17 protein-coding genes are annotated in these 20,104 nt (G+C 43.2%); 5 read left to right on the plus strand and 12 right to left on the minus strand.

The window, feature by feature from the left end:
* Positions 1 to 187 precede the first annotated feature (187 nt).
* Positions 188 to 1,810: a P-loop NTPase fold protein gene (locus tag R7P80_RS21700; protein WP_171345078.1), complete on the minus strand. Its 1,623-nt coding sequence runs from the start codon at positions 1,808 to 1,810 to the stop codon at positions 188 to 190.
* Between the two features lie 149 nt (positions 1,811 to 1,959).
* Positions 1,960 to 2,742 (minus strand): hypothetical protein, encoded by a 783-nt coding sequence (locus R7P80_RS21705; RefSeq protein WP_023623900.1) that lies wholly within the window; start codon positions 2,740 to 2,742, stop codon positions 1,960 to 1,962.
* Between the two features lie 320 nt (positions 2,743 to 3,062).
* On the opposite strand from R7P80_RS21705, the gene R7P80_RS21710 reads away from it, so the two are divergent.
* Positions 3,063 to 4,025 carry an integron integrase gene (locus R7P80_RS21710; protein WP_054577706.1) on the plus strand — a complete coding sequence of 321 codons (963 nt, stop codon included), beginning with the start codon at positions 3,063 to 3,065 and terminating at the stop codon, positions 4,023 to 4,025.
* Positions 4,026 to 4,068: 43 nt separating this feature from the next.
* Here R7P80_RS21710 and R7P80_RS21715 read toward each other — a convergent pair whose 3' ends face one another.
* The 8 genes from R7P80_RS21715 to R7P80_RS21750 form a co-directional block, all read right to left on the minus strand.
* Positions 4,069 to 4,542, minus strand: coding sequence for a DUF2947 domain-containing protein (locus tag R7P80_RS21715; RefSeq protein ID WP_017636094.1), 474 nt, complete (start codon positions 4,540 to 4,542; stop codon positions 4,069 to 4,071).
* 13 nt (positions 4,543 to 4,555) lie between these two features.
* Positions 4,556 to 5,143, minus strand: coding sequence for an HD domain-containing protein (locus R7P80_RS21720; RefSeq protein WP_005376917.1), 588 nt, complete (start codon positions 5,141 to 5,143; stop codon positions 4,556 to 4,558).
* A 1-nt stretch (position 5,144) separates the two neighbouring features.
* Complete coding sequence (gene rimJ, locus R7P80_RS21725) at positions 5,145 to 5,729, minus strand: ribosomal protein S5-alanine N-acetyltransferase (RefSeq protein WP_115386127.1); 585 nt, start codon at positions 5,727 to 5,729, stop codon at positions 5,145 to 5,147.
* 36 nt (positions 5,730 to 5,765) lie between these two features.
* Entirely contained in the window at positions 5,766 to 7,310 is a 1,545-nt protein-coding gene (gene tyrR, locus R7P80_RS21730) for a transcriptional regulator TyrR (protein ID WP_005376914.1), read from the minus strand.
* A 100-nt stretch (positions 7,311 to 7,410) separates the two neighbouring features.
* Complete coding sequence (locus tag R7P80_RS21735) at positions 7,411 to 8,451, minus strand: YcjF family protein (protein ID WP_005376912.1); 1,041 nt, start codon at positions 8,449 to 8,451, stop codon at positions 7,411 to 7,413.
* A complete protein-coding gene (locus R7P80_RS21740) occupies positions 8,448 to 9,824 on the minus strand; it encodes a YcjX family protein (RefSeq protein ID WP_213866474.1) in 1,377 nt (458 codons plus the stop codon). The genes R7P80_RS21735 and R7P80_RS21740 overlap by 4 nt, the downstream gene beginning before the upstream one ends.
* Before the next feature lie 255 nt (positions 9,825 to 10,079).
* On the minus strand, positions 10,080 to 10,265 hold the full coding sequence (locus R7P80_RS21745) for a hypothetical protein (protein WP_005376906.1): 186 nt from the start codon (positions 10,263 to 10,265) through the stop codon (positions 10,080 to 10,082).
* 174 nt (positions 10,266 to 10,439) lie between these two features.
* Positions 10,440 to 11,957: a fumarate hydratase gene (locus R7P80_RS21750; protein ID WP_005376905.1), complete on the minus strand. Its 1,518-nt coding sequence runs from the start codon at positions 11,955 to 11,957 to the stop codon at positions 10,440 to 10,442.
* Positions 11,958 to 12,227: 270 nt separating this feature from the next.
* Between R7P80_RS21750 and pabB the strand changes: the two genes are divergently transcribed.
* Positions 12,228 to 13,592 carry an aminodeoxychorismate synthase component I gene (gene pabB, locus R7P80_RS21755; RefSeq protein ID WP_042522775.1) on the plus strand — a complete coding sequence of 455 codons (1,365 nt, stop codon included), beginning with the start codon at positions 12,228 to 12,230 and terminating at the stop codon, positions 13,590 to 13,592.
* Between the two features lie 331 nt (positions 13,593 to 13,923).
* On the opposite strand, the gene R7P80_RS21760 is transcribed toward pabB, so the two are convergent.
* Positions 13,924 to 15,624: an ATP-binding protein gene (locus R7P80_RS21760; protein WP_005376903.1), complete on the minus strand. Its 1,701-nt coding sequence runs from the start codon at positions 15,622 to 15,624 to the stop codon at positions 13,924 to 13,926.
* A gap of 7 nt (positions 15,625 to 15,631) precedes the next feature.
* Positions 15,632 to 16,171: a heme NO-binding domain-containing protein gene (locus R7P80_RS21765; protein WP_005388282.1), complete on the minus strand. Its 540-nt coding sequence runs from the start codon at positions 16,169 to 16,171 to the stop codon at positions 15,632 to 15,634.
* A 231-nt stretch (positions 16,172 to 16,402) separates the two neighbouring features.
* Between R7P80_RS21765 and R7P80_RS21770 the strand changes: the two genes are divergently transcribed.
* The 3 genes from R7P80_RS21770 to R7P80_RS21780 all read left to right on the plus strand — a co-directional run bounded on the left by R7P80_RS21770 (position 16,403) and on the right by R7P80_RS21780 (position 20,060).
* Entirely contained in the window at positions 16,403 to 17,002 is a 600-nt protein-coding gene (locus R7P80_RS21770; RefSeq protein ID WP_005376901.1) for a CoA pyrophosphatase, read from the plus strand.
* A gap of 345 nt (positions 17,003 to 17,347) precedes the next feature.
* Positions 17,348 to 18,601 carry an aromatic amino acid transport family protein gene (locus R7P80_RS21775; RefSeq protein WP_005388284.1) on the plus strand — a complete coding sequence of 418 codons (1,254 nt, stop codon included), beginning with the start codon at positions 17,348 to 17,350 and terminating at the stop codon, positions 18,599 to 18,601.
* A 97-nt stretch (positions 18,602 to 18,698) separates the two neighbouring features.
* The gene (locus tag R7P80_RS21780; RefSeq protein WP_005376899.1) at positions 18,699 to 20,060 is read left to right on the plus strand and encodes an L-serine ammonia-lyase; all 1,362 of its coding nucleotides are present in this window, start codon (positions 18,699 to 18,701) and stop codon (positions 20,058 to 20,060) included.
* The last annotated feature ends 44 nt before the right edge of the window (positions 20,061 to 20,104 follow it).

Raw genomic sequence — 20,104 nt, forward strand, 5'->3', positions numbered from 1 at the left:
CCAATGTAGACGGGGAAAGTGCTCAAAAAGTCAGGTGGTATTGGCTGAAAAAAGAGAAATTCTACAGCCTCAACGCCCTGTTAAGGGGTGAGCAACGCAATACCGTTGCTCCCGCATACCACCTTAAACACTAAACGCAACGCATAGTAAAAGTGCCACGCGTTGCGAATCACTCTTAAACAGTTTGTTATACGATTTTTTCTTCTAGTTCAAAACCGAAGAAATGGCTAATTCTGTAACGATCAAGTTTACTTCTTTCCGAGACCTTGAGAAGAGCTTGATGCAGATTTCTACCAAAGACGTCTCTTGCCTTATCACCTTGAGTAGGAGTAAAGATCCCAATACTCTCGCGAACAAGTTGCATTAAATCCGAGTGAGTGTCGCTAATTAGAAACTCATAGATCTCATCAACACTATGATTACTTAAATATTGCTCGTCCTCTGGACTCCAGCCACGGCTCTTGACGATTTTAGACAGTACAGAGTAAATAGAATGATGCTGAAAAACTTCCTTTTCATGATCAACAATTCGATTGATTAAAGCTTCGTTAGTGGTCAATTGCTTCAATTGCTTTAACAATGATGCATTATCACTGTCTAGGTTCAGAGCAACAAATTTATCCTGCCATATACTCTTGTCGAAGTCATCTTTCAGCTCTGCCAATGTATCGAGTATTGGATATAATTCTCTGACTGAAATTGAGTTTAAATGCTCTCCTAAGAACCCCTCTAAACCAGTGATAACCTCATCACTAGTAGCCAAGAAATTGTTGTTATAAAACCCCCAGACTTGAGTTAATTTTGAAGATATGTGATTTTCGACCTGTCTTTTATTTAGAGATGCAATATTTTTAATAAATAGTTCTTCATCCAACCAACCAGATTCAATATAATTTATAATCTCCGCCTCGTGATCAGCATAATATATATACCCTAATGCAGAAATACGTTTTTGCAGTTTTTTATCATTATCCTCTTGTTCACTAAAATAGCTAAATATTCTTTCTATCTCATTAGCCCTTATATCAATACTAGGTTCATGGTGGACATATGTCAAAATGGCGATTGTGGATATCAGGTCATGCCTTACGGCCTCTTCAGAGTCCTCAATAAATTTCATCAAACCATCAATGTTCCACTTTATATGCCTAATAATTCTTATATTATTCAGATTTTCTGATTTAAATATATTGCATATTTTATTTCTACATTGATGCGACGAAAACTCAATATCGATATTATTAATTGACTTAGGTGAATACTCTAATTCTAAATCAATGACTTTTTCTCTATATCGATCAATTTCTTTTTTATCTTTTTCGTTCAAAGTGTCATCATTAAATATGAGTACAACTTTACAATTGCTTGACTCACTCAAGTTAGAAACGTACCCCAATAGGGTAGACATAGACAATTTTTCAGATTTTCTTTCTAAATCATCAATGCAAATAAGATAGTCATTTACTAAAGAGTTTTCGATAACAGACATTGCATTGGAATATTTTGATATCTGAGGAATATTTCTTGCAATACTGCCTACTTTCTTTAAGTTGGATTTGACTTTCGATGACTTGTTGTCAGAGCCCATCGGACATGCGTTATAGAAGACTCCAGACTGCAACTCCTTTAAACCATCTAAACCAAAAAGAGATACATAAGAGTAATTTGAAAACTTGAGGTTTTTAGAATGGTCAGTAATGATTTTATTCCATTTATAGGTTTTTCCAACTCCCCATTTGCCTTTAATCACCAAGACCTGTTTCTCATCATGATTGAGAAATGAAATCACATTTTCTTCGAAATTTTTCATATAACTACCATAATCGTATAACGCCGCATTAAGGTGTGAGCAACGCTACCATCAAACCTTAACCATGCCACCGTAAACACAAAACCCAACGATGGAACGAAAAATGCCAAGCGTTGGGAATCACTCTTAAATGCTTTGTTATGAAACACTTAGCCTAGTGCGCGTTCTACAAGGCTTTTGGCTTCTTCGATGATGGGCTTATGAAACCTTGCATTTAATCGCTCACCAGAAGGACATGCTATTTGTCGCTTTGAATACTTAAAAGATAGGTTTTCACACCAGCACACAATATCTAGCTCTTTTTCGGCCGATAGAGACTGGTTAGCTTGGTCAAACCATTGACGAACAGTAAGGATAAACTTGTTATCAGAATCTTCGTCTTCAAGTTTCGAAACTCGTGCTTCGACACTAGACACCTCATTTTTTACACTAGAAAATTCCAAGCGGATCTTTTCTTGCTCCATGATGGTGTCTGCAAGCATTCTTGAATTTTGAGCCACAATCTCTGCCATCTGTGCAAGAGCAGAGCCTTGCGCTGTCTGTGGTGGTGGATAAACACCGTGCTTTTGCAGAGATGGGATAACCTCATGATAAAGCCAACGTTGAAATTTTTTACCTGCTTTGGACTTATCAGTCCCCATAACACGATTTAGACCAGGTTGAGTGACGAAGACTTCCTTTTCATTTTCAAATCGAGGGTTGGCAACAGGTACATGGATATATTCGTCTGAATCGAGATCTTGCAGCTGAGATTTGATCAGATTAGGAATATATTTCGATGGAAACCGTTCATCTAACGATCTGTTTTCTTTTGTCAATGTAACAAAGATATCTGTTAAAGATATGTGTAATATACCATCGTAATAGCAAGTCCTAATATCACTAGATCCAGCATCACCGTCATAGCATACATTAATCAATTCATTTTCCATTGAAGCCCAACCTTGTCGTTAAAGTTATTAGGTAACTATTATATTGAATATTTAATTGAACCTTATTCTACCTTCTCACTTTTGAGATGTTAGACGTGTTTCATAACGCTTTCTATACGGCGACTTGCCGTCTTTCTGGCAGGCTACCGCCTTCTTTCTTATCAAAAGCGCTATCAATCGTAGCACTTATCTGTATGAAACAAATAGAAAAACAGTATGAATATGTGTGGTGGCGCGCGCAATTAGGCGGCGCACAGCACGCTAATTTCAAAAGTGGTGATACATTAACGGAGCTGTATAAATAAACAGGTTAATTTATCATGAAAAGTCAGTTTTTACTTAGTGTAAAAGAGCACATGCTTACTCGTCATTATGCGAATAAAACTATCGAAAGTTATCTATTTTGGATAAAACGTTTTATCACTTTTCACCAGCTCGCCCACCCATCAACACTAGCAGAAGATGATGTCATTCAATTTCTGAGTTACTTAGCGGTAGAAGAAAAAGTTGCGGTAAAAACGCAAGCTTTGGCGCTGAACTCAATATCATTTTTATATCGTGATTATTTTAAAACCCCACTATCACTTGATATGAGATTTCAGAAATCCTTGACCGAAAAGAAACTTCCCGTTGTGTTAACCAGGGAGGAGATCCGAAGATTCGTTCAACATATCGACCCGAGGTATAAACTCCATATTCAGCTGCTTTATGGCTCAGGGCTTCGAGTCATGGAGTGTTTGCGCTTAAGAGTTCAGGACATCGATTATGATTATGGCGCAGTTCGTGTTTGGCAAGGAAAAGGAGGTAAAAATCGTACCGTAACGTTAGCAAAAGAGCTACATGAGCCGCTTAAAGCTCAGGTTAATTTAGCAAGAGATTACTATTTTAAAGATAGACACATGCCTGGTTATGCGGGGGTATACATCTCTGAAGGTTTACGACGTAAATACCCAAAAGCGGAGCTAGATTTTAACTGGCACTTTTTGTTTCCATCAACAAAGTTAAGCGCAGATCGAGACACTGGTGAACTCAGAAGGCATCATATCAATGAAAGCGCAATACAAAGAGCGGTAAAGCGCGCGGCAAGCGACGCAAGTATTGAGAAAACTGTAACTTGCCACACACTAAGACACAGTTTTGCCACGCATTTATTGGAATCTGGCGCAGACATTAGAACTGTTCAGGAACAATTAGGGCATACTGATGTAAAAACCACGCAAATCTATACTCACGTTATCGAGCGCGGGGCTGGCGGTGTGTTGAGTCCATTATCCAGCCTTTAGAAAAACAAAGCCACCTCGAAAGGTGGCTTTGTTTTATAACTCTTTATTGACGAACACCGAGTTTCACATTGCCTTTTGAATCAAACCAAAGTGCTTGCGAACGGCGACGTCCTATTAGTATCGGACCATCGTCATAAAAGAGAAAGTTCTTCCAGTGCTTTTTAAAAATAGACCATTTCGTTTCGATGACATTGTACTTCTCGTAGCAAAAGTAAACGGTTACATCGTCTTGCCAATCGATATGTGCCTCAGCTTCCGCTGGCATGTCAGGATCATCCGACTCCCACGCAGCCATCCAATCCACAGTTTCAGACCAATTCGCCTCGTTCATTGGCCAGTCTTGGGAACTTAGTCTATCCATATCAGGGCTTTGAGCACTGATATTTTCTTTCCAAAATTGTGCTGAGCGGGCTTGGCTCATCGGCTTAATAAAAGCCAAATCTTCTTCTGGCACAGGCATCGACTGATGCGTAAAAATCCATTTTCTTTGGTATTCGTCCAAAGGCAAATAAGACATTCAGTCTCCTTTATTACGATTTCAGCCAACCTTTCTCTGTGGCTTCTTCAATCAACTCTTTCGCTTTGTCCCATAAGGTAACAGAGCCAAATTCAATTCGTTTATTAATGGTAAGTGCTTGTTCGCGTGAGACACCATGTTCCTTCCAACTCTGACCATTATTATGGTAGTTCAAGAGCATTGGAATTAACCGATCGAGTGCTTTTGCATACTTAGCATCATCGGTCTGCGCGGCTTCAAATTCATGCCAAAGCGCCAATAGCTCTTGCTCCTGATCGCTGGGTAACATACCAAACAAGCGCTCTGCAGCTCTAATTTCTTTTTCTGCTTGCTCTTGAGACGCAGCAGTATCATAAACAAAGGTATCGCCCGCGTCGATCTCTACTACGTCATGTATCAATAACATTTTCATCACTCGGCAAATATCAACAGGTGCATTCGCATGCTCTTCCATCAATATTGCCATCAGTGCGACATGCCAACTATGCTCACCACTATTTTCGAGGCGCCCTTCAGCACTTTTAACTCGAGTTCGGCGCAAAATGCTTTTGAGTTTATCGAGCTCGATTACAAGTGCTAACTGCTTTTCCAATCGTTCCATACTATCGCCCTTCTTGCTGCCAATTCGGATTAATAAGCGACGTTAGAACGTGGTCTTGCCACTCACCATTAATCAAAAGGTAATCTTTTGCATACCCTTCTCGGTTGAACCCTACATGCTCTAGCACAGATTCACTGCGTTTATTGTGAGGCATGTAGCCAGCTTGAATACGATGCAGTTTCTGAACGTTAAACATGTAGTCGCAAGCCATGGTTAATCCACGACGCATATAACCATGCCCTTGCGCTTTTTCAGCGAGAGAATATCCGACGTTACAAGAATAAAAAGGAAAACGACTCAAACTACTAAAGGATATCGTACCTAGCATTTCACCCGAAGAGGCTCTGACTAAAAGGCAATAATACCCCAATCCCATTCGATGCAGCTCATTGAGCTTGATAAGCTTTTGCAACCAACCGTTCACTGAGAAAAAAGCCTCTTCACGTTTCGGTTCAAACGGTTTCAGGTATTCTCGGTTGGCTTGAAAATATTCGGCAATCATATCTGCGTCACCGATTTCAGCGGTACGAAGAAGCAAGTCACCGTCCAACTTATGAACGGCGATAGATGAGCTGTTATCTTCCATTACAAATGATTAATTCCGTCTTTTCGTTCAATTCGATTAATTCTTACGGATACCGTAATCACGCAGTTTATTAGCGATTGAGGTATGCGATACATTTAAGCGCTTAGCAAGCTTGCGGCTTGATGGGAATGACTGATACAAACGTTCCAGAACTTGAGATTCATAATCACGCATGATCTCATCCAATGAACCGTCGATGTTAAGCGTTGCACTACCAGCGCCGACTGACTGAGGCTGAGGTAAATTAAAGTGATCCGCGTTTAGTATACCACCATCCATTTCCGTGAGCGCTCGAAGAACCATGTTATCCAGCTGGCGCATGTTTCCTGGCCACTGATAATTTGCAAGGGCATCAACTAGACCATCATCAAACTCTGGCTTATCAATCCCAAGCTGTTGAGCATGTTTCGCCACAAACAACTCAAGCAATGGTGCAACGTCGTTTGAGCGCTTACGTAACGGAGGAATGCTGAGCGTAAGTACGTTGAGACGATAATACAAATCTTCACGGAACATTCCTGCTTCAGAAAGCTCGGCAAGGTTATGTTTTGTTGAAGCGATGATACGAACATCGACATGCATCTCATCTTCTGCACCGACACGACGGAAATTACCATCCTGTAGAAAACGTAACAGCTTGATTTGAAGGTGCGAACTCATTTCACCGATTTCATCAAGAAATACCGTCCCGCCATTTGCTTGCTCAAAGATGCCTTTGTGGCCTTGTTCATGATTAAATGAACCCGGCGCATGACCAAAAAGTTCGGTTTCTGCTACATCGTCAGGCATCGAAGCACAACTCAAAACTAGGAATGGCTTGCTCGCGCGGCTAGAACGGCTGTGGCAAGCTTTAGCAAGCATTTCTTTACCAGTCCCCGTTTCGCCCTCAATCAACAATGGTTGGTCAAGCACAGACAGCTTCTTAGCTTGGTTCATTAGTGCTTTATGACGGTTCGATATACCAACAAAGTGCTCAAAACCCAGAGGATTATGCAGCGGTAGTGCCTCTTCAATTCTGGCAACTTGCTGACTAGAGCGAATCGTCATTAGAGTACTCGCTAGAGTCGAGTTTTGCGCTTCGTCTCGGATATAAACGGGCATCAACTCTAGAACATAGTCCAAGCCATCAATCACAAGGTTTTCCCGCGTTCGACCATTAACACCTTCAGACCAACGAGAGAAACGAACACTTGGTAACAAAGCACCGATTTGAGTACCAATCACTTCTTGCTTGTGAAGGCCAAGCAATGAAAGTGCAGACATGTTTGCCATGTCTACGGCACCTTTAAGATCAATGGCAAAAACCGGATCGGGCAAGTTATCAACTAACGAGAGCAGCTCCGTATTGTGGCGCTCCATCGGCATAAACTGGATTTTACGTACGTCTTTCACCCCCGGAATGCGGCGGATTTCAGCCATCAGCTCACTAAACGTATCAAAATCAATATCCGGGCAATTCAAATAGATAATACCGCTAATATCGATTTCGATACCACGCAAGTCGATGCTTTTAGACGCTAAAATATCGAGCAGTTCTCGGGTCAAGCCGAGTCGATCTTCACATAAGACTTCAAGACGCACTTAAAATATCCCAATTCACAACTGTCAGGAAAAGTTGACAGTAGTTTCTATCATGCTTGGAATGGCGTCAAGCAATCCTATCCATCAAAGTTGATATTCGTTACGGTTTCATCGTAATTGATGCAACTTTCGCCGCCACTGCCTTGCGTATGGTGCCCAACTTAACCTGACGGTCAGGATACCAGGGTAGTGGACGCAATAAGGTCATCGCTTTCAAGCCCAAACGTGCCGTTAGAATACCAACACCTAGTCCCTGCCCCGCACGAGCAGAAACTTTGCCAGCAAGATCCATCGACATCAAATCCATACTGGCATCAATAGCGAGCTCACTGGCACCAGCCGCCGCCATATTGACAAATACCGCTCTTAGTAACTTGACGCGAGATGCATAACCTAGCTCTACCCCATATACCTTGGAGAGGTTGTCGATCATTTTGAAATTTCGCCAAGCCACCAGCAACATATCAGCGGCAGCCAGAGGGCTCACGGCGACTAGGGCCGCACACTCGGTTGCGTGCTGTGATACGATTTTCGTTGCCAACTTGTCTTGTTGGCTCACCACCATCGAGTCATACATATCAAGAATTTCAGCGTCACTATGAGCAGGGTTAATACTGTTCTGCCAACGATCAAAGCCCGGATTCTCTGCCATCACACCACTTTGTTCTGCTACGGTTTCGCAAAAGTCTTTCCCTTTCCCAACGCTCTCACTATTAACAAGTGCTTCTGCTTCTTCTTGAACACTAAAATGATTTCGTAGTTTTCGCAGTTTCCAAAGCTCTTTACCCATAGCTCCTAAACCAAGCGAAGCGATCGCAGCAATAAACCCCGTCCAGCTTAAGGCCAGCCAATCAGAAGCCTGAATTGCGGTTATAACCGAGTCCACCGCTTGCCAGCCAACCAAACCAGCAAAAGTTGCAAATGCGCCAGTCGCGAGCCATTTTCTGCCCGATTTTGGACGAATGACATGCTCGAGTTGCAATTCCTGTTCGGTCTCTTGGTGCGCTTCTTTAACTTCAACAGGTACAAATGTTTCTTTTTCGCCGAATGTTTGCTGCGCCGTCAACTCCGGTTGATTCGATTGCTGATCTTTTTCCATTACTTTTTCAGAGAAAACTTGTTTTTGCTTCAACTCACTCATTTCAATTTATCTCCAATCAGGTAATCCAGTGCTTTGTCTAAGCGTATGTGCTTCACTGGCTCATCATTCGGTGAGGGCATCGGACGAAACGACGTAAAATCAAACCCGTTGTTTTGCCAATAAGCTGCATTTGGTAGCTTTTTCGGCACCTCTCCGGGAAACATAGTCATCGGCTCACCACCCAATGTTGTTCCTTGTAACGCCGGGATGGTCTTATCTCCAGAGGAAATAAACCCCGTCGTGGTTGCTTGGATGGAAGCGATACTCATGCAGCTCATCTCAATATTCTCGTAGGCTGCCGTTTGCCATGCTGGATGCACCATTTGTTGGAGCAGAGACACCAAATTTGGGTGCTGATCGGGCGTGATATGATCCGCTTTTGTAGCAGCAAACAACACTTTGTCGATTTTTGGTGAGAACAAACGACGCAAAAAGCTACTACGACCATAGCGGAAGCTATGCATGATCTGTTCTAGCGCTTGGCGCATGTCGTAAAACGCTTCATCACCGGCATTGAGAGGCTGCAAACAATCCACCAGTACAATCTGGCGATCGAAGGTCGCAAAATGATGCTTATAAAACGCTTTCACTACTTTCTGTTGGTATTCCTGAAAACGGGCTTCTAGCATCGCTAAGTTACTGCCCTTGGGCGCTTTGCTTTCCGAATCAGCACGACACGGAAAAAACTGTAGCACCGGCGCGCCTGCTAGCTCACCAGGTAATACAAAGCGGCCAGGCTGAACCCAATGAAGGCCAGCGTCTTTACAAGAATGAAGGTACTCTGTGTATGTATGTGCAACTTTCTCAAGTAGTTTCTCATTCACTTCTGCAAAGAGATCCACTTTCTCCAGTTCAGAAAGCCAAGCTTTGGCTAAATCGCCACGCTGGCCTTTAAGTGCATCAAACTGAGTTTGCGACCACGTTGCAAAGTCCATGTCCAATAAAGGCAGGTCGAGCAACCACTCTCCTGGATAGTCGATAATATCAACATTTAAAATTGCGGTTTTACTCAACAGCTTTTTCGTGGTTTTATTTGGTTTGTACTTGAGCGCTAAGCGAATCTCACTCACATCACGTGTCGGTACTGGCCACTGAGGTGGAGTGGCATGAATTTGGCTCATCGCCTCATCGTAAGCAAAGCGTGGCACCATCATATTCGATTGAGGCTCACGCTTCGCCCCAATAAGGCGCTTATCTCTAGCCGCGGTCAAAAGAGGCAAATTGTCATGGGTTGCAGTATGAAGAAGCTGATTCACTAATGACGTGATGAATGCCGTCTTACCGGCACGAGAAAGTCCGGTGACAGCAATTCGAACATTAGAGTCCATACCTCTGTTGATAAAGTCATTAACTTCTTTCTTTATTCTCTTCATTACGCTTCTTTATCTTACTCCACTTTAAAACAACGTTGTCAGCGACTTCGAATTTCGATCTATGAATACTGTTCTATCCCGAATTCTATGAGTTTAACTTTATATACCTTAATAAAAGATGAACAAAACATCCGGCTTAATGCTGTGTTAAAAAAGAAAAGCCCCTGAGTGGTTCAGAGGCTTACTTAATCTACAGCATTAGTAACTCTATATGCGCTGATTACTATGTTAAACAGGAACCCGCTTTCTTTAAGCCTAGTCGTCTTCGATTAACTTATAGATAACAAATAGAGCGATTTCCAAAATCAACCACAACACACATGTGATGGTCACGTACTTTTCATCAAAGATGCTGATACCGTGAAGAATCAAGTCATAGCCAACAAAGCCACCTATCACTACAGCAAGAATAATTTGTAGAATCTGAATAAAACGAGGCATGCCGTCTCCTAATTATTGTTCGCATAACGTTTGATTGCTATGCCTAAAGGTTTATATCCTTAATTATATAGACAAAAAGTGCAGGTTTCGCTGCACTTTTGTCAATTGTTTGCTAGGTAAATCAGCACCTTGTCACATTCTCTCTACTGAGACGCAGCAAGATTGCCCTTTGCCTTATGCTTCCATCTCTTGAATTTTCACTTTCCAAGTGTCTGGACCAATTTGGTGCGCGTTAACACCATTTGAGTCGACGGCCACTGTTACTGGCATATCTTCAACTTCAAATTCGTAAATCGCTTCCATACCTAAATCTTCAAATGCGACAACGCGAGCTTTCTTGATCGCTTTCGCCACCAAGTACGCAGCGCCACCTACAGCCATTAGGTAAACCGCTTTGTGATTCTTGATAGATTCAACCGTTGCAGGGCCACGCTCAGCTTTACCGATCATGCCCATGATGCCGGTCTTTTCTAGCATCATGTCGGTGAATTTATCCATACGCGTTGATGTTGTTGGGCCAGCAGGACCAACGACTTCATCACCAACTGCATCGACAGGGCCTACGTAGTAAATGAACTTGCCGTTTAGATCTACGCCTTCAGGTAGACCTTCGCCATTATCTAGCATGCCTTGAATACGTTTATGCGCAGCATCACGACCAGTCAGAATTTTACCTGATAGAAGAACCGTTTCGCCTGTCTTCCACTCTTGTACTTCTTCTTTAGTAATTGTGTCTAAGTTTACGCGACGCGTATTTTCGCCCGCTTCCCAAGTGATATCTGGCCAATCTTCTAGTTTAGGTGGTGTTAGCTCTGCTGGGCCGCTACCATCAAGCGTGAAGTGTACGTGACGAGTCGCCGCACAGTTCGGAATCAAACAAACAGGCTTAGAAGCCGCGTGCGTTGGCGCAGTTTTGATTTTAACGTCGACAACAGTCGTCAAACCGCCAAGACCTTGCGCACCGATACCAAGTTTGTTCACGCGATTGAAGATATCCAAACGAAGCTCTTCTTCTGCGTTTTGTGGGCCACGGTCAATAAGCTCTTGAATATCGATGTGTTCCATTAGAGATTCTTTTGCCAATACCGCTGCTTTTTCAGCCGTACCGCCGATACCAATGCCAAGCATGCCAGGAGGACACCAGCCCGCCCCCATTGTTGGTAGCGTTTTTTCTACCCACTCAGCAATATCGTCAGATGGGTTTAGCATCACCATCTTAGTTTTGTTTTCGCTACCGCCGCCCTTCGCAGCGATCTGAATTTCAACTTTATCGCCCGGAACCATGTTGATATGTACGACGGCAGGCGTGTTGTCTTTGGTATTAATACGTTTACCAGCAGGGTCCATAAGTACTGACGCACGCAACGGGTTATCAGGGTTCGTGTACGCTTGTCGAACACCTTCATCTACCATCTGCTGAACCGTCATGTCGGTCGAATCCCATTGCACGCCCATACCGATGTTGACGAAACACGTCACAATACCAGTATCCTGACAAATTGGACGGTGACCTTCTGCGGACATTCGGGAGTTAATTAAGATCTGAGCAATCGCGTCTTTAGCGGCTTGGCTCTCTTCGCGGTGATAGGCTTTTTCAAGAGCTTGAACAAAGTCTAGCGGGTGGTAGTAAGAAATATACTGTAGCGCATCAGCGACACTGCTGATCACATCCTGCTTGCGTATTACCGTCATTACATGCCTCGTTATAGTTATGCTTCCATTATTGGCTTGGCTTCAATCGTGTTTGTTGAGCTTATTGCTCTTTTGAGCTTCGTTTTTTATAAACAATTGTCGAACGGCTGATATCGACACACGAAATGCTGAAGTTGCCTACTTGTAAACCATCTCAAAACCCTATGAATAGAGGGAGTTTGGCTACACAGAGGAATATGATACTCTTGCTGCCCATGACATGCCATGCAGTGAACGATCTCTTTGTCACAAATTACACAAATGAACAACATGGACAATCAATTCATTGATTTTAAAGCGCTGGAATACGCACCAGAGTTTGCTCTTCACCTTTTTTCTCGCATTCAACACCAGCCTTGGGCGATGTTGCTGCGTTCTGCATCAAAAACGCATATCGATAGCCGCTTCGATGTATTGGTTGCCAACCCAATTGCAACGTTAGAAACCACTGCCGACAACACACAAGTTGAAACGCCATCGAATGCCTATTCAACTCAAGATGACCCATTTGCGCTGCTTCATCAGATGCAAGAACAGTGGCTTCCTCACGTAGAGTTAAATAAAGAATTGGATTTGCCTTTTGTCGGCGGTGCGCTAGGTTACTTCAGTTACGATTTAGGTCGCCGCGTAGAAACGATGCCAGAAGTGGCAGAAAAAGATCTCAACACGCCGGATATGGCGGTAGGTCTGTATGAATGGGCCGTCGTTGTTGACCACAAGCTTAAAAAAGCATGCTTAGTCGGTCAGAACATCGAGCAAGCTTGGCAATGGTTAAACGAGCAAAAAGCAGAACAAACCGTTGACTTCGCTTTGTCTGGTGCTTGGCAGTCAAACATGACAAAAGAGAGCTACGCCACTCGCTTTGACAAGGTGCAAGAATACTTGTTGAGCGGTGACTGTTATCAGATCAATTTGGCGCAACGCTTTAACGCACCGTATCAAGGCAGTGAGTGGCAAGCGTATCTAAAATTAGAGTCCGCCAACCAAGCGCCATTTTCCGCTTTTATCCGTATGCCTGAGTCTTCGATTTTGAGTATCTCTCCAGAGCGCTTTTTAGAGCTCAAAGATCGCGTCATTGAAACAAAACCAATCAAAGGTACTCGCCCACGCAGCGAAGATCCAAAGAAAGATAACGCTAATGCCCATGACTTGCAGACAGCGGAAAAAGATCAGGCAGAAAACCTGATGATTGTCGATTTGCTGCGTAATGATATTGGTCGGGTTGCATCACCGGGTAGCGTTCACGTGCCAAAGTTGTTCGATATTGAAAGCTTCCCTGCCGTGCATCATTTGGTGAGCACCATTCGTGCAAATTTGGATGAACAATACGCTCCTGCGGATTTGCTGCGAGCGTGTTTTCCAGGCGGTTCAATTACGGGAGCACCTAAAGTTCGCGCAATGCAGATTATTGAAGAACTGGAGCCGCATCGACGCAGCGCGTATTGCGGCAGTATTGGCTACATTTCACGCCATGGTCGTATGGACACCAGCATTACTATCCGAACTCTTGTAGCGGAAAAAAACAAACTTTACGCTTGGGCTGGCGGCGGCGTCGTGGCAGATAGCGATTGCGCCTCTGAGTATCAAGAAACGTTGGATAAGCTTTCAAAGATTTTGCCAGCGCTGCAATCGTAGATTTCAACCGCGGACAACGTCGCTTAATGCTAGTGACGAAAACAATCTAAAACGCCTCTAGAACGGATAATGCCGCTCGTTTAACAGCGAGTGGCATATTTCTGTATCTCATCACCCTGCACAGCGACGAAGGAGCGTGATACAGGTTCTTCTATTCAAGCACTTTGTGGTCAAATTTGTTTCATTACCCGCTCATCGTGCTGCTACTAGATTCTTAGTCTCGCCAAGGCTCGCTAGAATGACCCAAAAAACATCGTTAAATGATCGGCATTATCATGTACTTTAGCTTTTAGCCGTTGGCCAACAAAAATTCTTTTTTAAAAGGAAGCGTCTACTGCTCAAGCCACTTACACATAATCTGTTCAATATCGGTTGCGGTGTACGGCTTAGTGAGGATGTCGTCCATGCCTGAATCAATACACTTTTGACGCTCTTCGATGGTAGTGCCAGCGGTTAATGCAATAATAGGATGAGTAAAGCCACGCTCTCTCAGATACATCGTCGCCTCATAACCATCCATTTCAGGCATTCGGCAGTCCATGAATATCAGTTCGTAGTCTTTACTTTTCACCGCTTCTAATGCTTCTTTGCCGTTGGCTTTTAAATCAGGTGTAATGTCGAGTTTTTTCAGCATTTGAGTAACAATGACTTGATTCATTCTGATGTCATCAACCACTAATATTGAGCGTCCTGCTAAATCGCTTCGCTCTATGGTGACCAATTCCCCCTCTGCTGTGCCTTGTGCTTGCCCTTCCTCAAGAGGAATAGCAACTTTAAAAGTTGTCCCTTTGCGCTCTTCACTCTCAAAGCTAATTTGACCTTGCATCAAATCCACGAGATTTTTACAAATCGCGAGACCTAAACCTGAACCTTCAAAGCTGCGTTTCGCCGAGCGATCAACTTGGACAAATGGATCAAATAGTGACGGCTGTGCTTTTATTGGGATGCCAATACCAGTGTCTTCAACCTCAAAATAAGCCGTGCCGTTAAGCCATTCCACACGTAACACGACACCACCCAAGTGAGTAAACTTAATCGCGTTTCCCACCAAGTTAACCAAAATTTGTGTAATGCGCTCTAAGTCACCGACTAAAAATTCCGGGATCCCCAGCTTTTTGTCGATAGAGAAATGGATACGTTTTTCCGCAGCCTTAGCGGCAAATACACCCATGATGGCTTTTTCAAGCTCCTCCCAGGCAAAAACTTTATGTATGATTTCCATCATACCGGCATTCATCTTACTGAAATCAAGAAGATCATTAATGATAACTCTCAATAAGTCCCCTGATTGAGTCAAATTGCTCAAGTATTGACGCTGCTCTTCTTCTAATTGGGTTCGACTCAATAACTCCGCACTACCCAATACGCCATTGAGAGGAGTTCGCAGCTCATGGTTAATCATGGCGACAAACTCCTTCGTCGCTTTTTCTGATTCCTCAGCCCGCTTTCTCAGCTCGACCTCTCGCTCTAAACTTAAGTGTCGACCAATAACACCATGAACTAAGTCAGACACGAGCTCCATCTGTTTGGAAATAAAAGACTGATCGATTTGATCTTGCAACACAGAGAAAATCAACTCCCCAACCGTTTCCCCATCAATGATAACTGGCAAATGCAAATTCTCTCCCTGCCAATTAGGAGTGGTGAAAATCTCGTTGTTATGACGAAGCTGTAAGTGACCAAAGTGATGACGACGTAATGAGCTCAGCTTTGTAGCGTCAAGAAACAAGTAAGCCGCAGAAATGATCGAGTTAGAAGTGAGCTGCTCAATAAAGCTCGCTATCATTGCTTCATCGAACGTGCTCGATAAAAAAGTACGACCGAACTTAATCAACGTGGCATCAATTTGCTCTTCAAACTCAAACTTACGCAGATCCTTTTTAGATTTCAGCTCCAGCTTTTTCAATGCAACACTGAGTTGCTGGTTGGATTCATATAACTCTAAGCTTTTCTGTTCCAACAGCTGCTCAGCTGCTTTTCTTGATGCAACTTCTCGTTTGAGTTTCCTTTCTAATGAGGAACTTCCCGTCATATCGTTCTTATTGAGCCTCTAACCAAAAACGTACTTTGCTGCCATCTTCTGACTGGTTTTGATGTTTGATATGAACTACCTCACCAAAATGTGCAGCACAACCTTTTATCAATCCTAAGCATACGTGAGACATACATCTTGCGCTGTGGTAGTCAAATACCAATTGGGATTGGTTTTCACTAATGAAATCAAATTGCGGAGGGTTAGCATCAGGATAGAGCTTCTTAACTTCGACATGAATAAAATCTTCAACATGGCGAACAAATTGAAACGTCGTTTCACACTGTTGCAAACTGGCGTGACTAGGAATAGAGCGAAGTAAATTCAAAAAGACGCACTCTCCAAACACCTCTTGCAGTTGCTCGGGGGGAACACCAGATACTTTACTGAGATTCACGATCAACTTAACTAAGTCTTTGTGATCGTAACTACCAACAGCGGTGTAAACACCTTCATCGTTAGAAAGATCGAGAACTTGGTCTAACACATCAAGACCGAATTTCTCTTCCACTAACTCCATGAACTCGGTGAAAATAATCCCTTTCATTGGCCAATACTTGCCCTATAGTGACGTCCTAAAATAAAGAATGGTGTATAACCTTATAAGTTTCAAATTAATATGTTCAAGTAGAGTGAGACACACGACACAAAGAGGGAAAGTGCTGGCGAGTGTTTTAATGCGAATGCTTTATTTGGTAACCAGTAACGATAACGCCATACGCTTTGCCGTCTTTGAGTATAATAAATAATGGTTAGGCACGATAAATAAGGACTCAGTTTGGTTATCGACAAAACTCATTTACTACAGAACTTTCAATTTCGGCTTCCAACGGGCTACCACAAAGAGTCCCTTGCACGACTGAAATGGATGAAAGAAAAGTCCCTGAGAGATGCGGCAGTCTTAATCGGTTTTGTGGAACGCGATGACGGGTTACAAGTCATTCTGACTAAGCGTGCAGCCCACTTACGCCATCATCCGGGACAAATCAGCTTTCCCGGTGGCAAATATGAGCAGGAAGATATTCAGCTCGTGAATACCGCTTTAAGAGAAACCAAAGAAGAAGTTGGGATAGAAGATGAGCATATTCATGTGTTTGGTCAACTGCCTACACTACCAACGATTAGTCAGTTTAATGTGACACCTTTTTTGGCTTTTGTTTCTCCGGAATATAAAACGCATATTGACCCAAATGAAGTAGAGTCAGTTTTTGAGGTTCCTGCCAACCATATTCTGAACCCCAAAAAATTGTATAGCACCAAATTTGACCTAAAAAGAAGCAGTCATCGTGTATTTGCTATCCCATATAGACAGCATTTCATCTGGGGCATGACGGCACAAATTATCGAATCAATGCAAAAACATATTATTTCACATTAAATAGTTGTTGATATCGGTGCTTTTATAGGCGCGATCATTATGCGCATCAATATTAATAAAACGTTGCTTCATAAACATTCATTCACATTAGATTAATTTTCCATTTTCACCGCAAACGCTTGCGGTGAAATAAATTTATACAAACAGCCCTATTGATAAGTTTTTCTAATTTTACTCATTAGCAGAAATCACGAGTAGCACATCATTTTCGTGATAAAAAGCAGGTTTTTGACATATCATTCAATAAGCGTAAGCAATAAATGATTTAGATCTAATTTTCCTAGTGTAAAATCTTGCAAAATTACTCCCGACTTATTTCCTGTTCCCAAAATGAGTAACTAAAAAATGAATACAACTACTTCTGCGGTTTCTACCGCACAATCGTCTAGTAAGTTTTCTTACAAAGACTTTACCTGGTGTCTGTCCCTTTTTGGTACGGCAGTAGGTGCAGGTGTACTGTTCCTTCCTATTAAAGCAGGTGCAGGTGGCTTCTGGCCATTAGTAATCCTAGCCCTAATTGCAGCACCAATGACTTGGTTCGCACACAAATCTTTAGCTCGTTTCGTTCTTTCTGCGAAAAACCCTGAAGCGGACATCACCGACACAGTAGAAGAGCACTTTGGTAAGACTGGCGCAAACCTTATTACGTTCGCTTACTTCTTCGCTATCTACCCAATCGTACTTATCTACGGTGTTGGTATCACAAACACAGTTGACTCTTTCCTAGTTAACCAAATGGGCATGGAATCTATTCCTCGCTGGCTACTTTCTGGTGCACTTATTGCTGCAATGACAGCAGGTGTAGTATTCGGTAAAGAGCTTATGCTGAAAGCAACTTCAGCAATGGTTTACCCTCTCGTGTTCATCCTACTAGCACTGTCTGTATACCTAATTCCTGGTTGGAACACTTCAATGATGGAAGTGTCGCCTGACTGGGGTGCAATGCCAGCTATCGTATGGCTAGCAATCCCTGTTATTGTGTTCTCTTTCAACCACAGCCCAATCATTTCTCAGTTCTCTAAAGAGCAACGTCGTGTATACGGTGATGACGCAGTTAAGAAAACTGACGCTATCACTGGTGGCGCAGCAATGATGCTGATGGGCTTTGTTATGTTCTTCGTTTTCTCTGTTGTACTTTCTCTGTCTCCAGAACAACTAGCAACGGCGCAAGAGCAAAACATCTCTGTTCTTTCTTACCTAGCAAACGTGCATGAATCTCCACTGATCTCTTACATGGGTCCATTGGTTGCTTTCGCAGCGATCACCTCTAGCTACTTTGGCCACTTCTTAGGCGCGCACGAAGGTCTAGTTGGTCTAGTGAAATCTCGTTCAAAATCACCAGTAAGCAAGATCGAGAAGATGTCTCTAATCTTCATTGTAATCACAACTTGGATCGTTGCTATCGTTAACCCAAGCATCCTAGGTATGATTGAAACAATGGGTGCACCGATGATTGCGGCAATCCTATTCTTGATGCCAATCTTCGCAATGCAAAAAGTTCCTGCGATGGCTAAGTACAAAACTTCAGCACCTGTGCAAATTTTCACAGCAATCTGTGGTCTTGCTGCAATTAGTTCTGTAATCTACGGCGCTCTTTAATCATCTCTGCCCAGTGCAGTATGATTAATCCAAAAATATAACGATAAAATTAAGCCTCCCAACTCCCCTTGGGAGGCTTTCTTCTGAGGTAATCGATATGATTAGTGTTTTTGATATCTATAAAATCGGTGTTGGACCTTCAAGCTCACACACTGTAGGCCCAATGAAAGCGGGTAAAGAGTTTATTGATGATCTTCGTGCAATGGGAAAACTGCGCGACATCACTAAAATCACCGTTGACGTTTATGGATCACTATCACTGACAGGGAAAGGTCACCACACAGATATTGCTATCATCATGGGTCTTGCAGGCAACACTCCTGAGAAAGTTGATATCGATTCTATCCCGGGCTTTATCGCTCGTGTAGAAGAAACTGAACGCCTTCCTGTTGGCATGCACTGTCACACAGTATCGTTCCCACGTGAAGGTGGAATGAACTTCCACAAAACAAACCTAGAGCTACACGAAAACGGCATGCAGATCCACGCTTGGATTGATGACGAAAAAGCGTACTCAAAAACTTACTACTCTATCGGCGGTGGTTTCATCGTTGATGAAGAAAATTTCGGTAAAGAAGCTGAGAACCCAGTAAAAGTACCTTACCCGTTTACAACGGCAGAGGAACTGGTTAACCAATGCCACGAAAGTGGATTGTCCATCAGCGCACTAACCATGAAGAATGAGCATGCGCTTCATTCAGATGAAGAAACTCGTACTTATTTCGCGAACATCTGGCGCACAATGCGCGAGTGTATGGATCGCGGTATGAATGAAGAAGGTATTTTGCCTGGTCCACTACGCGTGCCTCGTCGTGCAGCAGCACTTCGCCAGCAGCTACTTACTTCAGAAAAGACGACAAACGACCCAATGTCTGTTGTTGATTGGGTAAACATGTTTGCTTTCGCAGTAAACGAAGAGAACGCAGCAGGTGGCCGCGTTGTTACAGCACCAACTAACGGTGCGTGTGGTATCATCCCTGCGGTACTGGCTTACTACGATAAGTTCATCCAAACTGTGACTGAAAAAGATTACATCCGTTACTTTGCGGCTTCTGGCGCAATCGGTGGTCTTTACAAGCGCAACGCGTCTATCTCTGGTGCAGAGGTTGGCTGTCAGGGTGAAGTTGGCGTGGCATGTTCTATGGCAGCAGCAGGCCTTGCTGAGCTTATGGGTGGTAGCCCAGAGCAAGTGTGTATGGCAGCAGAAATCGCGATGGAGCACAACTTAGGTCTAACGTGTGACCCAGTTGCAGGTCAGGTTCAGGTTCCATGTATTGAGCGTAACGGTATTGCGGCAGTAAAAGCAATCAACTCTACTCGCATGGCACTACGTCGCTCTTCAGCTCCAACTGTTTCTCTAGATAAGGTTATCGAAACCATGCTAGAAACAGGTAAAGACATGAACGCGAAATACCGCGAAACATCTCAAGGTGGTCTAGCAATCAAAGTGATTTGCTAACACGCCTTTCTGAATACCAATCAAAACCCGAGTCTGTGCTCGGG

The organism is Vibrio sp. 2092 (genome assembly GCF_033339635.1).
In the GTDB taxonomy this organism is placed as follows: domain Bacteria; phylum Pseudomonadota; class Gammaproteobacteria; order Enterobacterales; family Vibrionaceae; genus Vibrio; species Vibrio alginolyticus.